Origin of the sequence: Paenibacillus sp. BC26 (genome assembly GCF_900116125.1) — a bacterium.
Classification (GTDB): Bacteria; Bacillota; Bacilli; order Paenibacillales; family Paenibacillaceae; genus Paenibacillus_Z; species Paenibacillus_Z lignilyticus.
In genome coordinates this window covers 116,449-141,686 of record NZ_FPAD01000002.1, presented here as the reverse complement: position 1 = coordinate 141,686, position 25,238 = coordinate 116,449, and the positions used below count along the sequence as shown (strand labels likewise).

19 protein-coding genes are annotated in these 25,238 nt (G+C 51.5%); 11 read left to right on the top strand and 8 right to left on the bottom strand.

Going from position 1 to position 25,238, the window contains the following annotated elements; genetic code table 11:
- The first annotated feature begins 17 nt into the window (after positions 1-17).
- The 5 genes from BM412_RS17050 (at position 18) to BM412_RS17030 (ending at position 7,819) form a co-directional block, all read left to right on the top strand.
- Positions 18-2,114, top strand: a complete 2,097-nt coding sequence (locus tag BM412_RS17050; RefSeq protein ID WP_091220903.1) for a YIP1 family protein — start codon at positions 18-20, stop codon at positions 2,112-2,114.
- Positions 2,104-4,407 (top strand): DUF5696 domain-containing protein, encoded by a 2,304-nt coding sequence (locus BM412_RS17045; protein ID WP_091220900.1) that lies wholly within the window; start codon positions 2,104-2,106, stop codon positions 4,405-4,407. Before BM412_RS17050 ends, BM412_RS17045 begins: the two co-directional genes overlap by 11 nt.
- Positions 4,404-5,339, top strand: a complete 936-nt coding sequence (locus tag BM412_RS17040; RefSeq protein ID WP_256256399.1) for a carbohydrate ABC transporter permease — start codon at positions 4,404-4,406, stop codon at positions 5,337-5,339. The genes BM412_RS17045 and BM412_RS17040 overlap by 4 nt, the downstream gene beginning before the upstream one ends.
- An 8-nt stretch (positions 5,340-5,347) precedes the next feature.
- The gene (locus BM412_RS17035; protein WP_256256398.1) at positions 5,348-6,406 is read left to right on the top strand and encodes a carbohydrate ABC transporter permease; all 1,059 of its coding nucleotides are present in this window, start codon (positions 5,348-5,350) and stop codon (positions 6,404-6,406) included.
- A 132-nt stretch (positions 6,407-6,538) separates the two neighbouring features.
- Positions 6,539-7,819 (top strand): copper amine oxidase N-terminal domain-containing protein, encoded by a 1,281-nt coding sequence (locus BM412_RS17030; RefSeq protein ID WP_091220897.1) that lies wholly within the window; start codon positions 6,539-6,541, stop codon positions 7,817-7,819.
- Positions 7,820-8,284: 465 nt separating this feature from the next.
- Here BM412_RS17030 and cyoD read toward each other — a convergent pair whose 3' ends face one another.
- The 5 genes from cyoD to BM412_RS17005 all read right to left on the bottom strand — a co-directional run bounded on the left by cyoD (position 8,285) and on the right by BM412_RS17005 (position 12,814).
- Positions 8,285-8,620, bottom strand: coding sequence for a cytochrome o ubiquinol oxidase subunit IV (gene cyoD, locus BM412_RS17025; RefSeq protein WP_091220894.1), 336 nt, complete (start codon positions 8,618-8,620; stop codon positions 8,285-8,287).
- Position 8,621: 1 nt separating this feature from the next.
- Entirely contained in the window at positions 8,622-9,248 is a 627-nt protein-coding gene (cyoC, locus tag BM412_RS17020) for a cytochrome o ubiquinol oxidase subunit III (protein WP_091220891.1), read from the bottom strand.
- Complete coding sequence (locus tag BM412_RS17015; RefSeq protein ID WP_091220888.1) at positions 9,248-11,218, bottom strand: cbb3-type cytochrome c oxidase subunit I; 1,971 nt, start codon at positions 11,216-11,218, stop codon at positions 9,248-9,250. Before BM412_RS17015 ends, cyoC begins: the two co-directional genes overlap by 1 nt.
- Positions 11,219-11,235: 17 nt before the next feature.
- Positions 11,236-12,270, bottom strand: a complete 1,035-nt coding sequence (gene cyoA / locus BM412_RS17010) for a ubiquinol oxidase subunit II (RefSeq protein ID WP_091220886.1) — start codon at positions 12,268-12,270, stop codon at positions 11,236-11,238.
- 292 nt (positions 12,271-12,562) lie between these two features.
- The gene (locus BM412_RS17005; RefSeq protein ID WP_091220883.1) at positions 12,563-12,814 is read right to left on the bottom strand and encodes a hypothetical protein; all 252 of its coding nucleotides are present in this window, start codon (positions 12,812-12,814) and stop codon (positions 12,563-12,565) included.
- 412 nt (positions 12,815-13,226) lie between these two features.
- Between BM412_RS17005 and BM412_RS17000 the strand changes: the two genes are divergently transcribed.
- Positions 13,227-14,000, top strand: a complete 774-nt coding sequence (locus BM412_RS17000) for an SDR family oxidoreductase (protein ID WP_256256397.1) — start codon at positions 13,227-13,229, stop codon at positions 13,998-14,000.
- A gap of 463 nt (positions 14,001-14,463) precedes the next feature.
- On the opposite strand, the gene yhbH is transcribed toward BM412_RS17000, so the two are convergent.
- The 3 genes from yhbH to BM412_RS16985 form a co-directional block, all read right to left on the bottom strand.
- Positions 14,464-15,624: a sporulation protein YhbH gene (gene yhbH / locus BM412_RS16995; protein WP_090981871.1), complete on the bottom strand. Its 1,161-nt coding sequence runs from the start codon at positions 15,622-15,624 to the stop codon at positions 14,464-14,466.
- A gap of 105 nt (positions 15,625-15,729) precedes the next feature.
- Complete coding sequence (locus BM412_RS16990) at positions 15,730-16,263, bottom strand: GDYXXLXY domain-containing protein (protein ID WP_177245894.1); 534 nt, start codon at positions 16,261-16,263, stop codon at positions 15,730-15,732.
- On the bottom strand, positions 16,256-17,491 hold the full coding sequence (locus BM412_RS16985) for a DUF2157 domain-containing protein (protein WP_091220875.1): 1,236 nt from the start codon (positions 17,489-17,491) through the stop codon (positions 16,256-16,258). The genes BM412_RS16990 and BM412_RS16985 overlap by 8 nt, the downstream gene beginning before the upstream one ends.
- Before the next feature lie 213 nt (positions 17,492-17,704).
- Here BM412_RS16985 and BM412_RS16980 point away from each other — a divergent pair, with 213 nt between their 5' ends.
- From BM412_RS16980 to BM412_RS16960, 5 genes are all read left to right on the top strand, one after another.
- The gene (locus BM412_RS16980) at positions 17,705-18,880 is read left to right on the top strand and encodes a GntR family transcriptional regulator (protein ID WP_091220871.1); all 1,176 of its coding nucleotides are present in this window, start codon (positions 17,705-17,707) and stop codon (positions 18,878-18,880) included.
- Positions 18,881-19,088: 208 nt separating this feature from the next.
- Positions 19,089-20,504, top strand: a complete 1,416-nt coding sequence (locus BM412_RS16975; protein ID WP_091220869.1) for an ABC transporter substrate-binding protein — start codon at positions 19,089-19,091, stop codon at positions 20,502-20,504.
- An 11-nt stretch (positions 20,505-20,515) separates the two neighbouring features.
- Positions 20,516-21,457 (top strand): carbohydrate ABC transporter permease, encoded by a 942-nt coding sequence (locus tag BM412_RS16970; RefSeq protein WP_143111643.1) that lies wholly within the window; start codon positions 20,516-20,518, stop codon positions 21,455-21,457.
- Between the two features lie 18 nt (positions 21,458-21,475).
- A complete protein-coding gene (locus BM412_RS16965; RefSeq protein WP_091220864.1) occupies positions 21,476-22,366 on the top strand; it encodes a carbohydrate ABC transporter permease in 891 nt (296 codons plus the stop codon).
- A 47-nt stretch (positions 22,367-22,413) separates the two neighbouring features.
- On the top strand, positions 22,414-25,179 hold the full coding sequence (locus BM412_RS16960; protein ID WP_091220860.1) for a glycoside hydrolase family 38 N-terminal domain-containing protein: 2,766 nt from the start codon (positions 22,414-22,416) through the stop codon (positions 25,177-25,179).
- Positions 25,180-25,238 lie beyond the last annotated feature (59 nt).

The following is a 25,238-nucleotide window of genomic DNA, read 5'->3' as shown; positions in this document are numbered from 1 at the left end:
AAAAGGGGGACTAGAGTGTGAAAGCCAGGAAACGTTCCATGTACGCCTTCCTTCTTGGGTTCTGTCTCTTCCTTCTTGTGCTTCCCGGGGTGGCAAATGCCGCGCTTCCTTACTGGACACTGTCGAGCGATGCGAACGGACGGTGGATTTGGACGCCCGACGCGTTTGTTCCCGTTCAAGCTTGGACCGGCTTTAAAGACCCCGAGGATCTGTTTGTTGCCGAGGATGATGCGATCTTCGTAGCAGATACCGGCAATGACCGGATCGTGGAGTTGTCGCCGACCGGTGAAATGGTGCGGACATTCCCCGATGTCTCGAAGTCGGAGGATGGGAAGGTAACGAATCCTAAGGAGCAGCTTCGCAAGCCTGAAGGCGTGTTTATCAGCAAGGAGGGCGAAGTATATATTGCCGATACGGGAAGCCGGCGAATTGCGGTATTCGATCGCAATGCGAAGTTTCTGCGTGAATACGTCGAGCCGAAAGACCCTGCGATGTCCAAGTCGTACTCCTTCATACCGGCCAAACTCGTACTGGATCGGCGGGGGTATATCTATGTAGCCAATAAAGGCGGCTATCAAGGACTGCTGCAATTAACGCCGACCGGTCAGTTTGCAGGCTTCTTCGGCTCGAATAAAGTGCCGATGGACTGGATTCAGACGTTGAAACGCAAGTTCTATACCGACGAGCAGCTGAAGAGCGAACAGCTGCTGCTGCCCGGCGCGATTACCGATATGACGGTGGACGCGAATGGATTCATTTATACGGTCAACCGCGATATGCGAGACGGACAGCTGCGGCAGCTCAATTCCGGCGGCGTCGATTTGCTGGGCAACTTGAACTTTGCGCCGTGGCTGGTGCCGCCGAACAAGCTGTCTTTTACAAGCGTTGCGGTGGATAAGAACGGCATTATTACCGTACTTGAGGCGGCTCGCGGACGCATCTACCAATATGATTCCAAGGGCAGGCTGATCTTCCGGTTCGGCAATGCTTCGACAGGCGAAGCCAGGCTTGGTTTGTTCAAGCGAGCGACTGCCGTCGGGCTGCAGTCCAATGGCAATATTCTCGTCGCGGACGGTGAGCTTGGCGATATTCAGGTGTTCAAGCGAACCGAATTCGGCACGAAGGTGCATGAAGCGGTTACGTTATTCGCGGATGGCCAGTATCGGAAAGGCGAGCCGCTCTGGCGGGAAATTCTGCTGCGCAACGCCAATTACGAGCGGTCTTACCAGGGCATCGCGAAGGCCGACTTCTATGACAATGACTATGAAGGCGCGATGAACTATTTCTCCAAGGCATTTGATCAGAAGGGCTATTCGGAAGCGTTCTGGCAAGTGCGGATGAACTGGCTGATGAAATATTTTGCGCTCTGCATGAGTATTCTGGTGGGGCTGCTCATCGTCGTATTTGGCGGCAAACGGCTGGCGGTGAAGCTCGGTTGGTATACGCCTAAACGGAAGCAAGCGACCCGTGTGGACCGAACGACTTTGCACGGTTGGCGGGAGTCCGCCCGGCAAGCGTTCCGCATCCTGCGTCATCCCGTGAATGGTATGACGGAGATCGGCGAAGGGATGCGTATAAAGCTGACAGTGGCGTTTATCATCGTCATCTTAAGCTTCGGCTTCACGCTGATCGGGAAAGCGATCGCCAATTTTATATTCGTCGAAACGCGGTTTCAGGAGCTGAATCTGTGGACGGAAGCGCAGCATTTCATTCTTCCGTGGTTTATCTGGGTAATTGGGAGTTATCTAACCGGCTCTGTCTTGAAAGGACAGGGGACATTCCGAAACGTGTTTATCGTCAACAGCTTCGCCTTGATGCCGATCGTGGTCATCAATCTGCCGGCTCAGCTCATCTCCCGTGTGCTGACGCTTCAGGAATCGGTTATTTACGACTTAATCGTGAACGGCATGTATGCGTGGATGTTCATTCTGCTCTTTATCGGCACCATGTGCGTGCATAACTACAACCTGAAGGAAGCGATAAAGATGGCGACGGTTTCGCTCTTCACGATGGCCTGTTTATGGATATTCGGCTTCGTGCTGTTCGGTCTCGTGTACCAGTCGGTCGACTTCTTCCTGACATTGGGAGAGGAGCTGATGGAACGTGTGGCTTAAGAAACCTTGGGTTCGCAAACTAAGAAATCGTCTTATCGTGCTGGCTGTCATCGCGCTCGCGCTGCTCTGGATGTATCGCCACGAGGCACCTGCGGTCACGTCCATCTCTAACTATTCCGGGGCAGATGCGGCGGCGTTTATGACAAAGCTGTCGATGTCCGGCGATGCGCCGGAAACGGAGCAGATGAGCTATGGCGGAGCGGCATGGTACAAAATGAGCGAGCAGCGTGCAGGCAGTCTGTGGCTCGATCCGGCTGCAGGTCAAATTGCGGTGAAGACGGCGGCAGGCGAGATGTGGCTGAGCAATCCTTCCAAGGAAGATCAGGAGCAGGATCCGACCAAAGGGCAATGGAAGAAGAATGCGGCTTCGCCGATTCTGGTCAATTACTACAATCTGGACACAAAAGCAGAGGAAACCGCCAATACGATCGACTCCGAGGCTGTTATCACGTGGAAGCCGATTGAGAACGGCGTCGGCGTTCGTTATGAGATGAAGCAGCTCGGTATCTCGGTCTATCTCGAATATGTCATGGCACAGGATGGCTTCGTCGTTCATTTGCCGCAGGAAGGAGTCACCGAAGGCGCGCAGTTCCAGGTGGTCAGCTTGTCCGTCCTTCCGTTCTTCGGCGCGGCGCTTGATAACGGGGAGGGCTACTTATTCGTGCCGGATGGACCGGGAGGCCTCATTACGTTCGGCAAGAAGAGGGCGGCACTGACCTTGCCTTATGACTACCCGGTTTATGGCCGCGATTGGTCGATTCCATCCGTGGACAATTCCTATTTCAGGGAGAGTATCAACTATCCGGTATTCGGGATGAAACGCGGCGATCAAGGGTTTATCTCCGTCATCGAGCAAGGGGAAGCAAACGCCAACATTGTCGCCATGCCGTCCCAGCTCAAAACCAGCTTCAACAACGTCTATGCGAAGTTCAAGTACCGCAACAATTACTTTCTGCAAAAAGGGCTCGATCCGAACAACGTAAACAGCGTGTACGAGAAAGCACTCAATGTGTCCTCATTCACGATGCGTTATTTGTTCTTGGAGAAGGATGCATCCGATTATGTGGGGATGGCGAAGCGATACCGCACTTACTTGGCGGATACCCGTAAGTTGACTGCCGGCAACGCTGCAGGGGCTCCGCCGCTGACGCTGGATTTCATCATGGCGGCAAGCGAGCAGCCGACGCCGCTTGGGGCCAGCGTCGTTGTCGTGAGCACATTCGACGAGGTTAAGAAGATCGTCGATGACCTGTATGCGGAAGGCATTCACAGCATGCGGGTGAACTTGCGGGGATGGCAGAAGGGCGGCTTTGCCGGCTCCATTCCGGACCGCTTCCCGATTGACGGCAAGCTGGGTGGCCGGTCAGGCTTCCTGGCTTTGCAGAAACATTTGAAGGAGAAGGGCATTCCTCTTGTGCTCAATGACGATCTGAAGATCGGCATCGATTCCTTCGGCAGCGGCTTCTCGCCGAAGAAGGACGGCGTGCGGCAAATCACGGGCAAGGTCGTGAAATTTTATCAGAACGGCGATTTCTATAATCAGGCTCTTTATTATTACACGATTAATCCTTGGAAGGTGTTCGAGGACTATTTGCCCGGTATCATCAAGGATTGGCAGGGGCTATCGGTTGGCGGCGTTGCGTTAATGGATGAATATGGCGACGGCTTATTCAGCGACTATATGCCCGGACGCACCTCGAATCGCTCGGAGACGGCGGCGCTGACGAATCAGACGCTGGATCTGCTGCGAAGCAAGCTGGGATGGGCAGGCACCTCGAACCCGTTTGCGTTCTCGATCGGCCACGCGGATATGTTCTATAACTTGCCGCTCGATTATAACTACGATCTGGCGATCGATGAGCGTGTGCCCTTCTATCCGATGGCGCTGCACGGTCTCGTAGCCTATACGTCCGGCTCGGGGACGCTGCGAACGGATCCCGGCACGGAGTTTCTGCGCGAGCTGGAATACGGCGCGCTGCCTTATTACGTCGTCACAGCAGGCGACATTCGCGATCTCAGCCGCACGACTTATTCCGGTTATGTGAGCGGGCAATATCAGCTGGTGAAGTCACAAATTGTCTCGGAGTATAAAGCTTTTGCCGCAACCGGCGGGGATGTATGGAACTCTTATATGGACGGCCATCGCAAGCTGGCGGATGGGGTCTATGAGACGTCGTATGAGAATGGGACACGAATCATCGTGAATTACAATGAGCAAGCGTACGCGTCAGTGGATGGGGTAAACGTGGAGGCTAACAATTATGCGGTTATTAGAGGGGAGGTGGGCAAGTGAACGGTGACGTTTCAAGAGAAGCCGTATTGCCGGTCGAATCGCTCCATCGCAAGGAGCATGCCCGCCATAACCGAATTCGGAAGCTGAAGCTTGCGCTCGAAGGGTACTTGTTTCTGCTGCCGTGGCTGATCGGCACGGCAGTCTTCATGCTTTATCCGCTGGGGAATTCCCTGTATATGAGCTTTACGAAGGTGAGCGTGGCGACGGACGGAAGCGGGCTGCAGTATGATTTTATCGGCTGGGATAACTTCAAGTATGCCTTTATTTATGACAATGAGTTTCCGGTCGATATGTTTCTGTTCGTGCGGGAAATGATTCTGACCGTTCCCATTACGGTCATCTTCGCCCTTCTGATCGCGATCATGCTCAATCAGCAATTTCGAGGCCGGATGTTCTTTCGCACATTGTTCTTCTTGCCGGTCATCTTCGCAACGGGGCAGGTGCTCACGGCGCTGTTCGATCAAGGGCAGGCAAAGCTTCCCTTCGCCGATCAATACCATATCGCGGATATGCTGTACGAGGTGCTCCCGGTTAATATTGCGGAGGTGTTGGTGGAGCTGATCGGCAAATTCGTTATCATTCTATGGTTTTCGGGGATTCAAATCATATTGTTTCTGGCGGCGTTTCAGACGATTCCGGCTTCGGTCTATGAAGCGGCCCGCATTGACGGTGTAACACCATGGGAATCGTTCTGGAAAATCACCTTCCCCTCCACGGTTCCGTTCGTGTTTCTCAATCTGGTCTACACGCTGGTGGATCAGACGGCAAGTCCGTTCAATCCGATTCTGAAGTTTATTTCCACGAATATGGCGGACCCGGAAACCGGCTTCGGGTATGCGAGTGCACTGGGCTGGCTGTACAGCGTCATTATCTTGATCCCGATTGTCTTGGTGCTGCTCGCTGCGAAACTTCAGAATAAAGGAAGAAGGTGACGACGAAGATGCCGAATCCGAATAGCGCACCGACCCCCGAAGGTTCTGCGAAGTCGAATAATAGCACGGCCGGACTGGAGAAGCTGCAAGGCCGGCTCTCGGACCTGATCACGCCGTGGACCGGACGAGGGATGCGTTACTTGAAGCGCGAGCACAAGCTGGAGAGGCTTCGCGTCTTTATCCTCGGCAGACAATTGACCGACGGGGTTATATTCAAGAGCCTGCTGTACATCATCTTAACGAGCGTCGCGGTCATTTATTTGCAACCTGTTTTCTACATGATATCGACCTCGCTCAAGACACAGTCGGATCTGCTCGACCCGACAGTGAACTTCTTCCCGCGAGTGCTCGATTGGGATAATTATGAGGTCGCCATACGGGGACTCAAATATGTGCAGGCGCTGTGGCAAACCGCGTTAATCGCCATTCTGGCGGCGCTCTTCCAGACCGTATCCTGCGCGCTGACCGGCTATGCGTTTGCCAGGCTGTACATTCCGTTTAAGAACTTCTGGTTTGCGATCGTGCTGCTCACATTCCTCATCCCGATTCAGACGATGTTTATCCCGATCTATGTTCTTTACGCAAAGCTCGGCTGGCTGAACACGCCGCTGCCTTTCTTGATTCCGGCTTTGTTCGGCCAAGGGCTGAAAGGCGCGCTGTTCGTCATGATCTTCCGGCAGTTCTTCGCGACGTTCCCGAAGGAGCTGGAAGAGAGTGCGCGGATGGACGGTTCAGGTGCTTTCCGAACCTTCTACCGCATTATGCTGCCGCTCTCGCGTCCCGCTATGCTCGTTGTCGGTTTGTTCTCCTTCGTGTGGCATTGGAACGATACTTTTGAGCCGTCGATGTACTTGAAGGATGTCAACTTGATCATGATGGGCAATCAGATGTCGCAGATGCCGACGAACCTGCAGACGATCGCGGGGAATGCGCTGGTGCCGTTCGATCTCATTGAAACGCAGATGATGGCTGCGGCGTTTCTCGTCATCTTACCGCCGCTGCTGCTATACGCCTTTGCACAGCGCTATTATGTTGAAGGTATCGAGCGAACGGGGATTGTGGAGTAAATCAGGTGTTGGGGGAGCTGACCTTGCGGGGTCGGCTTTTTTCGTTATTCGGGGATCGCGCAACTTTTCTCCATTGAACTCGTCATAGGAGGATAGAATTCATTGTGCGTTAGGGAATCGGGGAGGCTGAAAATGAAACAGTTCGAGCAAATCATACGAAGTAAGACGCAGCAGAGGAGAACGGGGAGGCTGTTTGCCGGCTGGCGTGCCGCTATGCTTGGCGCTGCGCTGTTAGGGTTGTTGGCGCTTCCCGCGCTTGTGGCCGGAGACGGCGTTGTGCATGCCGAAGCCAGCGCGCAAGCGGGGAAGCCGGACAGCAACAGCTTGGCGGCGAAGGCCGCGGACTGCAAGCCGCAAACGATAAAGCAAATTTATCCGAGCTTAGGAGATAACAGCTATATCCCTTTGTACGGGGCTCGCGAAGAGGATCAGAAATCCTTATCCGTTGTCTGCAGCATTTTGCAGCAACTAGCGACTAAGGGGAAAGCGGAAGCGATGCCGGCACCGGAGGGCGGACGTAATTTCCGGAATCAGATGGATATCTATTTTACGGACGGCGCCTATTTAACTGTCTATGAAGCTGGGAATGGAAAATTGGCCGTCGATCAAGGAAAAGAGCGGCTAGTTCTGAATGATGCCAAGGCGTATGCTGATTTTATGCGTCTGGAGGTGTTACCGGATCATTCCGGCGGTGTACCTCAATCGGTACACTTCGGGGAACCGCTGCATGTCACCGGCAACAACGTTGCGTTTGAATCGTTCGAGATCCAAATTTTCTGGACGACCACGCTGAACAACCGCAGCTCGGTTCTATCGGCTAAAGGCGTACACTTTCCGTCGAAATCGTCCTTGCTGCTCTATTCGGGAGCTCACAAGTTTGGCCGTTACGACATTACGTTTACGATGCCGGCTTACGGAGAAGCGTTCGATGGTTCGCTACAGCCGCTTCTTCCGGGGGATGGCGTTATATCGGTCTCGGCATCAGTAGGGAGTGGATCGATAAGCGGAGGGGCAACGTCCGGGATCAAACTGCTTCCGGCTGCTAAAATATTTCTCTCGATCAACGGCATCCCTGCAGCAGATCCGTCGCTCATGCCGCTGCTCGCCGGCGGTCATGCACTCGTGCCCGTACGCGCCATAGCGATGTTATCGAAGGAGAACGTCGAGTGGGACGCGGCAACTAAGAGCGTTCTGATTCGCACGAAGCAGGCGGCGGTGAGCGAATCCGCCGGCGCGCAGCTGTGGATCGATGGGATGAAGGCCGCAGCAGACCTGCAGCCGATTATCCATAATGGCAGAGCATATGTGCCGATTCGCGCGGTAACAGCCGCATTCGGCTTGCCGGTCGTATGGGATGCCGGTACGCGGAGCGTCAATGTATCGGTGGCAGCTCCACAGAAGAGCTCAAGTTAATTTCGACAGGGACACTAAGTATCGACTTCATGCGCAAACCGATTGCGTGGTCGGATTTACCTGTATAACATATCTAGGTGTATTTTGTTTCATGGGCATGAAGATCGCGGATGTGATGTTTGTGTTGTCCGAACTGCTTAAGAATCATCACCCAACCTGTAACGGTTGTGACAGCGGTTATTTCACTTATAATGCCTCTATTTATTTTCTAAAGGTTGTAAGCGGGCTTATTTGGACAGTTTCCGCTAGAAATCAACCATTATGCAGCGAATAACGATGCTCACAACCGTTAGAATTTTATAAGTCGTTGATTTCATGAAATAGTCACGCTGACAACCGTTAAAATTTTTCTATGGATAGCATGAAGAAGAGTGCCCTCAGACTAAACGAAAATAAAGAACCCCAACGTTATAAACGTTGGGGTTCTTGGCAATCGGGGAAAGCTGCCGAGCTGTCGAGACCGTATTACATCCCATTGTTCGTCATGATCCAGATGGAGCCGATGACGATCGTAATGACGACAACTAAGCCGAGCAGGAGCGTCATCAGATTATAACGGGGACCATGTTCATCACGCAGGTGCATGAAGAATACAAGCTGGAGGACAAATTGCAATACGGCTGTGCCAAGAAGCACGGCGACTGCAGCTTTACCTTCCATCCAATGGTTTAACACAATTAGCAGCGGAATGATCGTCAGGATAATGGATAGAACGAAACCCGTGACATATTCCTTCAATGAGCCGTGGCCGCCTGTTTGAGCGCCGTGTTCACCATGCAATTCTTTGCCGTGTTGCGCCATCTCACATCACCCCCATCAAGTAGACGATCGTGAATACGAAGATCCATACCACATCGAGAAAATGCCAGTACAGGCTCGTAATCGTGACTTTACGCTTGGTGACCGGCGTAATTCCGTGGCGAGTAAGCTGAATGATGATGCCCGTAATCCAGAAAATACCTACGGTAACATGCAATCCGTGAGTACCGACGAGCGTGAAGAAAGCGGACAAAAATGCGCTGGTGCTAATGGTATGTCCTTCATGAACGAGCTTCACAAATTCGCTCACTTCAAGCCCGATAAAGCAGGCGCCGAGCAGAACGGTAACAATCAGCCAGCCAATCAAACCTTTACGATTGCCTGCATTCATAGCGAGAACCGCCAGACCGCTTGTAAAGCTGCTCGTTAACAGAATAAAGGTTTCGACGATAACGCCGGGCATTTCGAAAATCTCTTTCGCATCCGGTCCGCCCGCCGTGCTATGGTGCAGGACCAGATAAGTAGCGAATAATACAGAGAACAGAATACAGTCGGTAATAAGGAAAATCCAGAATCCGAATTTCCGAAGCTCCTCCAGATCATGATGTCCATCATGACCTGCCTCGTGGGCAAGAGCCTGCGAATGCGGATGGTTAGCATGATTCGACATTACACAGTCCCCCTTGCCGCAGCTTCCGTGCGTTTGATTTCATCCACTTCGATATAATAATCCGTCTTGTAATTGAACGAGTGCGCGAACATTGTTGCAGCAACGCCGACGAAGCCTGGGATAGCGATCCAGAGCCAATGGAAGACCAGACCGAAGCCGATCATAAACCAGAAGATGGATTGAATGAACGGGATTGCCGAGTTGCGCGGCATATGAATCGGCTCGAGCGGCGGTGTTGCTTTCGGTGTTTGACCGGCAGCGATGCGCTCTTTTTCCTCCCACCATTCATCTCTGTCCGAAACCGTAGGTGTAATCGCAAAGTTATACAACGGCGCCGGCGAAGGAATGGACCACTCCAGCGTACGGGCATGCCATGGATCGCCGGTTGTATCCTTTTCCATAAACTTAATGCTGTGTGCGATTTGCCACACTTGGAAGAGGAAACCCAGACCCATCAAGAATCCGCCGATCGTCGACGTGAAGTTGAGCGGCCACCAGCCGCTGTCCCACGTGTAGCTGTTGACTCGGCGGGTCATACCGTCAAGTCCCAGGAAGTACTGCGGCATAAAGCAGACATAGAAGCCGATATTCCAAATCCAGAACGCCCATTTTCCGATTTTCTCATTCAGCTTGAAGCCGAACATCTTCGGCCACCAGTAGTAAAGACCGGCGAAGTATCCGAAGGCAACCCCGCCAATAAAGACTTGGTGGAAGTGGGCAATCAGGAAGTAGCTGTTATGGAACTGAAAATCTGCCGGGGCTACCGAAAGCATGACCCCGGTCATTCCGCCTGCAACGAAGCAGGGGATAAACGCGATGGTCCACAGCATGGGCGTGCTGAATCTGATTCGGCCGCGGAACATCGTAAACAGCCAATTGAAGATTTTCACGCCTGTTGGGATGGCGATAATCATCGTTGTTATGGCAAAGAAGATATTTACGTTCGCCCCCGAGCCCATCGTGAAGAAGTGATGGAGCCAGGTGAAGAATGACATCAGGCTGATGCTCATCATGGCAAAGACCATGGAGGCGTAGCCGAATAACCTTTTCTTGGAGAACGTCGCTACGATTTCGGAGAATATCCCGAACGCAGGCAGGATGACGATATAAACCTCCGGATGTCCCCACATCCAGATTAAGTTAATGTACATCATGGCGTTGCCTCCGCCGTCCATCGTGAAGAAATGTGCGCCTAAGTAGCGGTCCAAGAACAGCAGCGCTAGCGTTACAGTCAATACTGGGAAGGCAAGAATAATCGTGATACAGCTTGAAAGAACGGACCAGGTGAAGATCGGCACTTTCGACCAGGTCATACCCGGAGCGCGCATTTTGACAATCGTTACGATGAAGTTGATCCCCGTCATCAGCGAGCCGATACCGGAAATCTGAATGCCCCAGATGTAGAAGTCTTGCCCAACTCCGGGACTGCCGGTCATCTCCGAGAGAGGTGGATAGGACAACCATCCCGCATTTGGAGAACCGCCGATAACAAATGACATATTGAACAGCATCGCGCCCATGAAGAACAACCAGAAGCTTAGGGAATTCAAGAATGGAAACGCGACGTCGCGAGCACCCAATTGCAACGGGACTGCGATGTTGAATAAACCGAACATAAGCGGCATCGCCATGAAGAGCACCATAATAACGCCGTGTGTCGTGAACACCTCGTTATAATGTTCCGGCGTCAGAAACTTCATTTCCGGAAAAGCAAGCTGGGTCCGCATCATTAAGGCATCGACGCCGCCGCGGAACAGCATGAGCAGCGAGGCAATGATATACATAATGCCTACTTTTTTATGATCGACCGTAGTCAGCCATTCGCGCCAGAGCCAGGTCCACTTCTTGAAATACGTTAATACGAAAATAATCGAAAGCGCAGTTAGCGTAATTGCGATGTCCGCTCCATAGATCAGCGGGTCGCCGGTAACGAAGAACCACGAAAAGAAAGATTTGATTTTTTCAAACATAGTACTGCCTCCTTTCATTATTCGTTCATGTCCATCCCGGACATGTCGTGGTCGGAATGGTTATTTTGGGGAGCCTCGTCGGTTGAAGATTTCGAATCGGTTGACGGCTTTTCCTCGGTTGACGGTTCCCCGTCGGTACCCAGTGCATGCTCGTCACTTAACGTTCTTGCTTTCTGACCCATACCTGCCGGTGCGCCGCGATTCATGGAATAATCGTGCACGATCCGGTGGAAAAGACCTTCGGGAATCGAGGCGTACGTGACTTGACCGGATGTACCGGGCTTCGCGAGCTTCTGGTAGCCATCCTCGGTCAGTGCGTTGCCGCTTGCTGCCGCTTGCTTTTCCCATTGATCGAATTCATCCTGCGATACGGATTTAACCGTAAAGGACATCTTGGCAAACTCGCGACCCGAGAAGTTGGCGCCGCTTCCCATAAATTCTCCCGGTTCGTCAGCCTGCAGGTGCAGCGTCGTCGACATGCCGGACATGGTGTAGATCATCCCGCCGAGCTGAGGAACCCAGAAGGAGTTCATCGGTCCGTCAGAGGTTAACTCGAACTTGATTGGCGTGTCTTCGGGGATGACCAAATAATTAACAGTCGCAATGCCTTGCTCCGGATATTGGAACAGCCATTTCCAGTCGAGCGAGGTTACTTGTATGGTAATCGGCTTTACCTCGGATTCAAGCGGCTTAGCCGGATCCAGATTGTAGGTATAGCGTGCCGTTACAATTGCCAGCACCGCAATGACTACAATCGGAATGCCCCACCAAATGGTTTCCAGCTTCGTGCTGTGTTCCCACTTTGGCTGGTAGGAGGCCTTATTATCCTTCTTGTCGCGGTAGCGCCATACGATCCATGCCGCCAGCAGCAGCACAGGCACCATCACGACCAGGCAAAGCAGCATGGTGAAATAAATCAAGTCCCGCTGCTGGGCTCCGATCGGGCCCTTAGGGTCGAAAACGGCGATCGACTGACAGCCCGAGGTCATCACGGCAATGCCCGCCATGGTAGCGAGTCCTGCAAACCTTCGCATGATCTTTGCAATTTTCATTTCTCTCATCTCCTAACTTACCTTTAAGCTCACCGAGATTCTCATTACCGAATAAGTTTGTGATTTCATTCACTACCTTTTCAAAAAAATAGTATCACGTTCTGCGCGCCGTGTGTGTGCTGTTAACAAAGGCGTCAAGATAACGACTTATTTCTGTAATAATCTGTTCAACGGTTAGACTTAATTGGACAAATAAGAAGAGGACTGCTCCCAGTTAGCTGGAAACAGTCCTCTTATTTGGGGTTGCTGAACGATACTTCCATCCGGCAACCAGCTATTCTTCTTCTTCGTGTTACTCCGATAGAGATTCCGAGCTGCGCTTGTGCACCAGGCTCATCGCCGTACCGATCATATAGATAAACACGCTGCCTACCATGAAGCCAACACCGGACATCAATGTAGCATTGCTGTCGCTAAAGTCATTAATATTGAACAAACACAGAACCAGCCCAACGCAAAGCGCTGTCCATGCAGCGATCTTCATTACGAAAAACAATGATTTCCCGTCCCGCTCTGTCTGCTGTTTAACTGCCAAATTAGCCATTGTATTATTCACTTCCTCGGTGAGAATGATCTGATCGAATTAATTATGTCTAATTATAACACAATCTTCACCTTTTGTTCATACTTTGTTCAATTATTTTTCAAGAATCGGACACTTTTATTGAAAGCAGGCTGACAAGGGATTCATGCATATATTCGTTAGCAGGGAGTTGATGGAATGCTGGAGATAATTGAAATTGTTTTTAAAGGAATCGGTGCTTTTATTGCCTTAGTTGTTAGGTCGATATGGAGAAGTGAAAAGTAGGGGCAGGATCGTGGTGCATTGTCACGAATAGATCATGCAGGATTATTCCGTTAAAATGATGAATAGGTAAGAACAGCCAACGAACGGATAAGACGCTGTCAGCAAGCACGATACTTCCTAATGAAAGGATAGGATAAACCGTATGAAAATGAGCGGAAACACAATTCTGATTACAGGAGGTACATCAGGTATTGGTTTCGAATTTGCAGCTCAGCTGCTTAAGTTAGGGAATACCGTCATCATTACGGGGCGGGATCAGGTTCGGCTGGATGATACTAAGAAGAAGCTGCCGAATGTACATACGATTCAAAGCGACGCGGGGGATCCTCGAGCCATTGCCGCTCTGTTTGGCATAGTGGTGAAGCAATTTCCCAAACTAAATGTTCTTATTAATAATGCCGGACTCATGCGCAGAATTAATCTGCATGACCCGGAAGTCGATTTGGACGATCTCAACCGCGAGATCGCAACGAATTTAAGCGGACCGATCCGGATGGTGAAACAATTCCTGTCTCATCTGAAATCGCAAGAGTCGGCTGCGATTATGAATGTCTCCTCGGGCTTGGCATTCGTGCCGCTGCCGATCTCGCCTGTGTATTGCGCGGCAAAAGCAGGGCTCCATTCGTATACCCAATCGTTAAGGGCACAGCTCAAGAATACGAAAGTAAAAGTGTTCGAACTGGCGCCTCCGCTCACAGAAACGCCGCTGTTAGACGCGTTCGATTCGGTAGATATGGCGGGATCGAAAGCCATGAGCGTATCCCAATTGGTTGGGGCTGCAATTCGAGGGATGGAGCAAGAGAAATTCGAAATTCGGCCCGGACAAAGCAACGCTTTGAAGCTCATGAGCCGGATCGCGCCGAAATTTATTTTCGGCCAGCTCAGCAAGTCTGTAGACAACATGCTGAGAACATCAAAGTAAACCAATCGTCAGATTGTAGTGAAACCCGCCGTTTACAAGAACGGCGGGTTTCTTTTTAGGTTTGTCGGAGAGTACTCTTCTTCATGTTCTGCACAGCCGTGTTCATGAGCGGCTGTTCGGCGCAATGCCGTTATTGCCTCTTTCTCTAACGGTTGCCAGCGCGGCTATTTCTTGAAATGAACGACTTAATAAAATCTAACGGTTGTGAGCGTCGTTATTTGCTGCATAATGGTTGATTTCTACCGAATAATGTCCAAATAAGCGCTGTGGCAACCGTAAGAAAATAAAAACAGGCTTTCGACCAAATAACTGCTGTCACAACCGTTACAGGATTGAAGTTGGTGGCTTAATAAAGCCATGCGTTTAGTGATCCCGGGGTACGTGAGTCTTATATTCGTAGCCGCCCCAACAGAAAAGGCTGCCACCGGAAGCGACAAACACGCGCTTGGTGGCAGCCTTTCATTTATACGACTAATTCCCGCTTGCGGAAGAACGACTTCAACGCGTTATACACTTCGCCTTTCTCGCGGATAACATAGTGCATGAAGTTCGGCAAATTGATGTGCTTATACGCTGACATGAGCGTACTGGAGCGATTATACTGGTTAACCTCACCGTAGCCGAACAAGTTCGCCCGCTTGAGCAGCTCGCCGATCAATTTCACGCAGCGCTCGTTATCGCTGGTTAGGTTGTCGCCGTCTGAGAAGTGGAACGGATAAATATTGTACAGCGTCGGAGGGAAGCGGCTGTCGATAATATCGATTGCTTTAATGTAAGCGGAAGAGCAGATCGTACCGCCGCTCTCGCCGCGGGTGAAGAATTCTTCTTCCGTGACCTCCTTAGCTTCCGTGTGATGCGCGATGAACACGATCTCTACATTCTCATACTGATGCCGCAGGAAGCGGGTCATCCAGAAGAAGAAGCTGCGGGCGACGTATTTCTCGAACGAACCCATCGATCCGCTCGTGTCCATCATGGCCAGGATCACGGCATTGGACTGCGGCTTGATGATTTCTTCCCATGTCTTGTAGCGCAGGTCATCCGGCGAGATGCCGTGAATTCCGGGCACGCCGCTCGTCGCATTCCGTTTCAGGTTCTCGAGGATCGTCCGTTTCTTGTCGATGTTGGACATGATCCCTTTCTTGCGTATATCGTTGAAGCGGATTTCTTTGGTCTCCAGCTGATCGCGGTCCTTCTGCTTCAGGAACGGCAGCTCCAGCTCTTCGAAGAGCATCGTTTCAAGCTCGGCGAGGCTGATTTCAGCCTCTACGATGTCATCTCCGGGTTGATCGCCGGCATTCTCGCCTTTGCCGCCTTTCTGGGCGGAAGCAGGGTCAACGCCGAGCACGTCGCCGACTTGGCTGTCGCCGTCGCCTTGGCCGACATGCTTGTTTTTGTTGAAATTATAGACGAAGCGATATTCATCAAGGCTGCGGATCGGAACTTTGATGACATGCTTCCCATCGGACATGACAATGTTTTCTTCCGAGACGAGGTCGGGCAAATTTTGCTTGATGGCTTCGCGCACTTTCTGCTGATGCCGTGCTTGATCCTGATGTCCTTTGCGATGCAGTGACCAGTCTTCACGCGACACAGTGTAAAGCGTACCTTCATTTTCTGCCATGCCTGGGCACCTCCCCATACCGATTGAGCTTGTTGTTATTCATTCTATTCAAGTCTCGAACGGTTATGTGAAGCAATATTGGCCCAATTCTAGCAATCTGGCAGTCTAAGGCTGAATTCTTTCAATTATCGCGCTGCCCCAAGGGGCTACTTTTACTTCTACGATAAGCTTGCCGGCGCGCTGCTCCAGCTCTTTGCCCGTATTCTCTTCCACATAGTATTGCTCCAGTCCATAGGTGATTCTAAGCGTGTCATCGGTGGTATACTGCACGCGCCCTTTCAGCACGACCTCGCCTGTATCGCGAGCCGGCTTACGGTCATACACGCCTTTAATTTCGTAGGTTGAAGTGTCTTCATGAAGAGCAAGCAGCACATAAACCGTATCGCCGCCTTCAGCCTTGTCGCCGGTTTCCTTCCAATCCGACCAAGAGGCGTTGTTAATCGCGTAATTGAGCTGCACATAATCGCCGTACAGCTGGTCGCGAGGGTCAACCGGAACGGTGCGAAGCGTGATTTCCTTGCCGACCCATAGCGCGGAGTAATGGAAGCAGGCGATCCCGCCAAGGAAGAGCAGTTGAACCGCAATGATAAGAATCAGCCAAACATTGCGCCTGCGTTTTATCATGGTTTGATCATTCATGGGGTTTCTCCTCCTCCTCATGGAGCTCGACAAGAAATTGTTTCTTGCGGCGATTCAAGAACCAGCTGAGCGCAAGCAGGATAATCCCGCCAAGGATGAAGAAGATGGATTTGTCCATAAAATCCCATGCGAGTTTGCCGTAAGCCGCCATCGTACTCGTAAGAAACAGCAGCGTGCCAAGATTGATTTTGACGGCCCATTCTTCCGCATACCCTCTCCACAGCAAGTACAGGGAGAAAGCGAACAATACGATCAAATAAGCAGCGTCCGCGCCATGAGCCAAGTAGAAGAACGGGAGGGCCAGCAGCCAATCCGGGCTCGACATAAGGCGGTGATTCCGATATTTTGCCGCAATCGAAAGTGCAAACAAAGCTGCAAGCGCAAGCCCGAACCATAGCGGCTGTGCCGAAAGATCCTTCAGGAAGGATGAATCGTTGCTGTCGTTCCAGAACAGGACGATAAACAGATTGTGTATAAACGCCGCCACGAGCGGGATCGCTTGAAACGGATAGACGGATTTACGTTCTTTGGCCCAATCCATAAAGCTGTACAGCAGCCAAATCGGTATGAAGAACCATGAGAAAGCCCAGTCGTTCACGGTTACAAGCAAGATGCTCTGAATCGTAAAGCTGGCAGCGAGACACCAAGCCAGCAGCGTATTGGGACGTTTCAACCAGTAATAGCCCAGACCGAGCATCATAATTGCAAGCGCGACATAGCTAAAATGACTGAATTCTGTCGAATTGTACCATTGTAGTCCGGTGAAGATCAGTAAGGTCAGCAGGAAGAGGTAGCGGCTCTTAATGAGATAAGTGAGCAGCACGCCGACCGTTCCCCAAACAATAAATGAAGTGACATCATAGGCTTGCAAATGAAACATTTGGCCCGTGAGCACGATACCGGCTCCGAAGGTAAGGAGGCCAAGTCCAATGAGAGCCGCGCCGAGCTTGTCATGGTCTCTTCGGCGGAACATCTCACCGGTTCCATAAAATCCAACCATGATGACCGCGATAATAATGAGCCGCATCAGCTGCGGAATTTGTCCCCAGTTCGCCGCCACGAAGCTGAGAATACCAAGGCCAAGCAAGATGCTTCCGAGTATAGGGATAATCCCGATGGCACGCTTCTTCTCCGGATAACAGGCGAGAATGCGTTGTAATTGTTCGGGGGTGATGATACCTTGCCGAGTCCAGGACGGACCCTCTTGCTGCAGCCATTTTCTGCTCATCTGCCGCACCTCTTTCTCTCTTCTTACTTTCAGTATAGTCAACAATATTTCAAAACATAGTACTAACTTTACCTGGTACCGGCCAGAAGCCTTGGTTGAGATAGGAGCCCAAGTCATGGATTGAAACCCTATTGCATAATATGTCATATTGGTTATAATACAACTATACAAGTTACCGGGTTGTTTTTATCCGATCAGATTGGAGGTTTTCACATGCAAGACGGAAGGATTCCGATCTATCAAGTCATACAAGACTTTATCAAGAACCAGATTCAGACAGGCATTTGGAGTCCCGGCGATAAAATCTTTACGGAGAAAGAGCTCATGGAGAAGTTTGAGGTGAGCCGAATTACGGTATCCAACGCGCTGACGGGACTAACCAAAGAAGGCTGGCTGAGCCGGATTCAAGGCAAGGGCAGTTATGTCCACGATATGGCGTTGTCGCTGCGCAACCCGGCGCCGCCGGCTGCCGGCAGCAGTATGTCCGCACCGGCAGAACAAGGGGACAGCCGTAACGTGATTGGACTTATTTTGCCAAATATAAGCGATTTCTTCTCCATGAGAATGAATAAAGGCATTTCCAAGGCGTTGAAACAATCCGGCTATAATTTCGTGCTCATGCTCTCAGAGAATTCCAAAGACCGCGAAGCCGCAGCCATCCGCGAACTGTTGTATATGGGCGCTTCCGGATTAATTATTTTCCCGGTCGATGCGGAAACCTATAACGAAGAGATCTTAAGGCTGAAGCTCGAACGGTTCCCGCTCGTCATTATTGACCGGTATTTGACCGGGATCGAGACGCATTTCATCGGCTCTGACGGGGTCGAAGCATCCAGGCTGGCTGTCAATCATCTCTTTGAGCTCGGCCACCGAGATATCGCGATATGTTCGGATGTTCCGCTATCTACGACCACAATCGAACAGCGGCTGTCCGGATACATGAAGGCGCTCAAAGAACTCGGAGAAATGATCAATCCGGCTATGATGCTGACCGATTTCTATGTCGATTACGAGCGGGAGGAGCTCGATGAACAGCATCCGCTCTTCCGTTACGTCAAGAATGGTCTCGCGACGGCTTATATCACGCTGAACGGTACGATGGCCTTGCATCTGTATCGCATCGTCCGTCATCTCGGGCTCCAGGTGCCGCAGGATATTTCCATAGTGACTTTCGATAATTTATCGCCGAGCCGTGAATTTGACTTCTTTACCTACATCGATCAGCACGAGGAGAAGGTAGGAAGATTGGCGGCAGAGCAGCTGCTTGAGCTGCTGGATGACAAGAGTAAAATAAATCAGCAAGAAAACAAATATCGGAAGCTGCTCATTGAACCGCATCTCGTTTCGAGCGTTTCGACGGCAGCCTGTCCGGTTCGCAGCAAACCATAAATCGCCCTCAGAACTCTTCGTCCGGAAGGGTTCTTTTTTGTGGACTTTTTCGACAAAAGAAGTCGTTGACAATAAAGTTTCTTTGGGAGTAATATATCGACATATCATATAATACATATACAGGGAGGTGCAGCTAAAGCCCGCTGACATCATGATTTGAAATTGATTTGGCTCACAAGCAATTTAGAGGCGAGAGGAGTTTGGGTCAATGAAGGGGAGCAAATGGGTTTCTTCGATCTTGTCCATCTTCGTGGTGTTGACACTCGTTTTATCAGCTTGTTCCGACAATTCAAGCAATAAAAATGAAAGCGGTAACAAAAATGACGCGGCAGCCACAACGAACAACGCGACCACTTCCAATACGGCTTCGACGTCAACGGAGTCGGAGGATGACGGCAGCAATGACACTGCAGCTGCTCCGGCAGCCGAGCCGTTTGAATTAACGGTTTGGAGCCATAACGTGGCCAATGCCATGCCGGAAGCCAATGATCCGACTGCGACGAAGATTTATGATTTTATTCAGAAGAAGATGGAAGAGAAATTCCCGGGCATTACGATTAAATACATCGACAAAGGTTGGGCGGATACGCTCCGTCAAGCCATCATGGTCGCCGTCATGGGCGGCAATCCGCCGGATGTAGCAGACGGAGAAGACTTCATTCCGGAGTTTGCGCGCATCGGCGCCCTTCTGGAGGTGCCGCAGGATGTAGCCGCACAACTTGCTCCGGGTCCGATGAAAGCAGCTATGCATGACGGCAAGCCGTATGCGGTTGCGCAGATGACCGGCGTATTCAGCCTTGTTTATAACAAAGATGTCATGGCGAAGGTCGGTCTTGATCCGAATACACCGCCGAAAACATGGGATGAATGGCTTGATATGTCCAAGAAAGCGACGGCTGCCGGTAAAGGCGAATACTACGGCTCGATCGTGCAGAACATGGGCCTTGGCGGAGCGTTCCGTCTTGCGCCGTTCATGCGCCAAGCAGGCGGAGACTTTACGAATGCGGATTGGTCGCAGGTGACCTTCAATTCGCCGGAGAACGTCAAAGCGCTCACTTTCCTTCGTGAGCTTTCCAAAACAGCACCTCCGGGCTCTACATCCATGACAGATGAAGGCCAATTCTTCAACCTGCTGAACAGCGGGAAAGTCGCTTTCGCCGTTAACGGGCCTTGGCATATTGCATGGGGCAAGCAAATGGGCTGCACAAACTGCGGCTTTGCGCCGCTGCCGGTGCCTGAAGCAGGTCATACGGGTAACGTCATCGTAGGGAACACGCTCTTCTATGCGCTTAAGCAATCCAAACATCCGGAGGCAGCGATTGAGTTCTTGACGATTCTGGCGAGCAAAGAATATCAAGAGCTTGAAGCAAATGCAACGGGCCGACTTCCGGCCAACATGGAAGCAGGCAAAAACACGGATCTGCTCAAAGCTTATCCGGAGCTACAAGTGTTTAACGATATCGTAGCGAACGAACAAAGCGCTCCGCTTCCGGTCTATCCGAAGAACGGTCCGCAAATCTGGGAAGCGTGGTATAAAGCGCAGGATATTACGCTGACAACGGATAAGCCGATCGAGGACGCATTAAAGGATGCCCAGAAAACAGCCGAGGAACAGCTGAAGTGAGAACGGTCCAGATGAAGAATGAAGCTCCCCGGGCGGTGCCCGGGGAGAATTCCTCGTCCTTCCTGCAGCGGCTGAGATCCTTCTATAATCGACACCGCGACGGTGTGATCGGTTATTCCTTACTTGCGCCCATGTTTGTTTTTTTCGCGGTTTTTTCTCTATTTCCGGTACTGTTCGTTATTTATTTGGCTTTTACGGAATGGAATGGCGTACTGGGACTGCCGAAGTGGGTGGCCCTTGATAATTTTCACCGCTTCTTTACGACCGGCGATTATTTGGTCACCTTGCTGCATGCAGGCCTGTATGGATTATTAATCCTGGTTGGCTGCATGTCGATCGGCTTCTTTATCGCGCTGCTGCTGAATCAGAAGGTAAAGGGAGTCGGCTTATACCGCACGCTCTGGTATTTGCCTGTCCTCGTCTCCTTCGCTGTCGTCGCTCAGATCGCGAATGCGGTGCTTGATCCGGTTACCGGCTTAGCGCGGAAGGTGATGGAACGCTTCGATATGGAGCCGATCATTTTTCAGCAAAGCGTCTTCTGGATGACGTTCTGGCTCATCCTCATTTCCATTTGGAAGGGGATTGGCGGTACAGTCATTATCTATTTGGCCGGCTTACAAGGGATCGATACGACGTTATATGAAGCGGCGAAGGTTGACGGGGCTTCGAGGTTCAAAATCATGCTCTACGTTACGCTGCCATCACTTCGCCCCATTACGATGTACATTGCCATTATGGGCATCATCGCCAGCTTTCAGATCTTCGAGCCGGTGCAGCTCCTGACTCGCGGTGGCCCTCAGGGCCATACCAATATTATTTTGCATCGCATCTATCAAGATGCCTTCCAGTCCTTCAATATGGGGATGGCCAGTGCCTCCTCCGTCATGGTGCTGCTGTTCACGTTCACGTTGACAATGATTCAATACCGGATTTCGCAGCGAAACCAAACCTAAGGGGAGGAACGCTAAGACATGGTTAATGAACGAAGCAAGCTTGAAAGTTTCGCCATCTACTTGCTGCTCATCGTGGGAAGTGCCGTCATGTTCTATCCGTTTCTCTTTCAGGTGATGGCTTCCATCGGCTCGAACAAGGATTATTATGACTCGATCTTACTCCCGATTCCGACCGAAATTAATTTGGAACGTTACGTCAATTTGTTTCAAAACGATCTTATCTTCCGCTATTTCATCAACACAGCGCTTAGAAGCATCTACTACATTGCGGTTACTTGTTTGGTGTCGCTCATCGCTTCTTATGTGTTTACCAAGCTTCGGTTCAAAGGTCGCGACACGGTGTTTATCATCTTCCTCACTTCGATGATGATTCCGGGTCAAGTGACGCTTATCCCGACGTATCTGCTGTTTGCTCGTTTTCCGTTTCTGGGCGGCAATGACTGGCTGGGGCAAGGCGGTCACGGCATGATCGATACATGGGGCGCGCTGCTCCTTGGGAGCGGGATTGTGAACATTGCGGCGATCTTTCTGGTGAAGCAAACGATGGAGTCGATTCCGTTCGAATACGAGGAAGCAGCCCGAATTGACGGTGCAGGCGTGTTCTGGACGATATTCGGCATTTATTTTCCGATGGTTCGCGCTGTCCTTGCGGTTATCGTCATTACGACGTTCATTACGATTTGGAACGATTATTTGTGGCCGCTTGTAGCGATCAACAATCCGAATATTCAGGTCATCAATACGGGCGTGACCAGCTTGCTTACGACGATGATGCAAAGCGGCCAAGTGCCGGAATATCCCGATTTCTTTGCTCTGACTGCCATAGTGGTGCTGCCTCCGATTCTGGTGTATTTGCTGCTCCAACGTAATTTCATTCAAGGCTATGCAATGGCAGGGATAAAAGGGTAGGAGCTTTCTGCGGAATAACGCCTATTTGGTCTGTTTAGGAGGAACTCATGACGAATCGATCTTCCGTTAAAACGGTTTATGTTGTATCCCATACGCACTGGGACCGGGAATGGTATCAGGATTATCAAGGGTTTCGCACAAGACTTGTTTATATGATTGACGAGCTGCTGGATACGATGGAAGCCAATCCGGATTACCGCTATTTTCTGATGGATGGCCAGACGATTGTCATCGACGATTATTTGGAAATCCGTCCGGAGCGCCGGGAGCAGCTGACTCGCTATATACGGGAGTCGCGAATTGGAGTAGGGCCTTGGTACGTCATGCCGGATGAATTTCTGGTAAGCGGAGAATCGCTCATTCGTAATTTGCAGACAGGCTTTCGCGAATCGCGCAAGCTTGGTACTGAACCGGTTAAATCGGGGTACGTTACGGATATTTTCGGCCATAACAGCCAGTTTCCGCAGCTGCTGCGCGGTTTCGGCATCGATAATGCCGTGCTTTTCCGCGGCTTCCATGGCGATAGCGACCCGGCGGAGATGGAATGGGAAGGCGCAGACGGGAGCCGCGTGCTTGGACTGAAGCTGGATGAAGACCGCGCCTACGGCGATTTCTACTTCTTCCTCCGCTGGCCATTCGTGGACCGCGAGTTCCGCTACGAGGAACCGGAGCTAATCGAACGGGCCAAGTCGATGCTTGCTTATAAGAATAAACGGGCAACGACAGATATCATGATGGGCATGGACGGCGTGGATCATATCGAAATCGAGCCTCGTCTGCCCTGGATGCTGCAAACGCTGAATGAGGCGGAGTCGCTTGAAGGGGTCAAATTTATGCATGCCACGCTGGAGCAATACTTGGAGGCGCTGCGCGGCAAAGTCAGCAACTTGAAGTTGTATCAGGGGGAGCAGCGAACGAATGGTTATAACGGCATCAACAACTGGGTGCTGGTGAACGTGCTGTCCTCCCGGATCCATTTGAAGCAGCGGAATCAACAGTGCGAGCTTCTGCTTGAGAAATGGGCCGAGCCCTGGGCTGTTTTTGCGATGCTGGAGGGAAGAGCCTATCCGCGCGTCTTTCTGGAGAAAGCCTGGCAGTTTCTGCTGCAAAACCATCCGCATGACTCCATCTGCGGCTGTTCCATCGATCAGGTTCATCAGGACATGATGTATCGGTTCGATCAAAGCCGCCTTATTGCGCAGCAGATGAACCATGAGCAGCTGCACTATTTTGCCAATCATATCGGTCCGAGCGGGCTTGTCGGTTCAGATATTCTCGTCGTGTACAATCCGCTTCAGGATGCCGAAGATGGCATCATTGTCGTAGAGGCGGAGCTTCTGCATGACAGCAACGGCGGACTGAAATCGATCGTGCTTGGCGGCAGCTTCCTTCAACTGCGAGATGCGAACGGTCAATTGCTGGATTGCCAGGTCGTGGAGATCGCCCGCAATAAAGTTAGACGTGTCCGCAAATATCGCGATATTCCAAGCGGGGAGACGGTAGATCGCCTCAAGCTGGCTTTCAAAGGGAACATTCCATCCTGCGGGTATGCGGCATTTACCATTGAAAAAGTGGTTATTCCCGTGCCGGCATTAGGCGAGTACGGCATGACATCGCTCGTGCAGCCTCGCCGTCTTCTGGGAACGATGAAGGTCAACGAGACGACATGGAATAACGGTCGAATCGAAATGCGCGTGAATGAGAACGGCACGATTCGAGTGACGGATGTGCACAGCGGCAAGGTTCACGAGGGTCTGCTGTTGTTTGAAGACGCGGCTGACATTGGCGAGGGCTGGAATTACGTGGCGCCGGCCAACAATGCGATCTTTCATTCGGCAGGCTGCCGCGCGGTGATTTCTACGGTCACGGACGGGCCGCTGGTCAGCATCGCATGCGTGGAAATCGCCTTCATGGTGCCTGCCGGCATCACGCATGACGATACAAGCCGCCGAGAGGATAAGGCTGGCTTGGCGATTCGCACCTACTTGGAGCTGCGCAAGGATGATCCCGTCCTTCGCTGCAAAACGATCGTGAACAATACGGCACGCAATCACCGGTTGAAGCTGTTATTCCCATCCGGGCTTCAAACGGATCATTACTATGCGAGCACGCCATTTGATCTTGTGAAGCGCTCGATTAAGCAGATCGATGCTGCGGCTCACTTGGAGACAGCCCGAGGGGATGCGCCGTATAACGGACTCGTTGTCTTGCGAGATGCTGCTGCAGGATTGGCATTGTATTCAAAAGGGCTCTATGAGATGGCGATGAAAGAAGACGAAGCGCGAACCGCCGCGCTTACGTTATATCGCAGCACGGATAAGGAAGTTTTGAGCGACGGCGGGGATGGCGGGCAGCTCCTGCGCGAGATGACCTTCGAATATGCCATCAGGCCGTTCGAGGTGCGTGCGGTGGCACTTCCGGCTCTATGGTCCGAACGTGAACAGTTTGCGGCCGGCTTGCAGTCTTTAACGGTGCGAAGGGACGACATTCGTTATGAATCGCTGCAGCAGCGGGAGCGCAACTTGCCCGCAGTCCACTCTTATGTCCAAGTGGACAACGGCTCTGTCCGGATAAGCGCGCTTCAGCAAGCGGAACGGCAGGCGAATGGCATAAATATTCGATTGTTTAATGCCTCGGAGAATGCGGAAACGGCCGTTGTCCGATTTGATCGTCCGATCGAGTCCGCCGAAGCCGTCTCGCTCGATGAGCAGCCGCTTGCAGACTTCGCGGAGCTGCATGTGAAGAACGGGGCTGCCACGATTGTGCTTGGCGCGAAACGCATTCAGACGATCCGGCTGACATTCGGTTCATAGGACTGGCATATAGTTGTGATAGTACTCCATTTCATTTCTAAATATACAGAAGGAGCGAT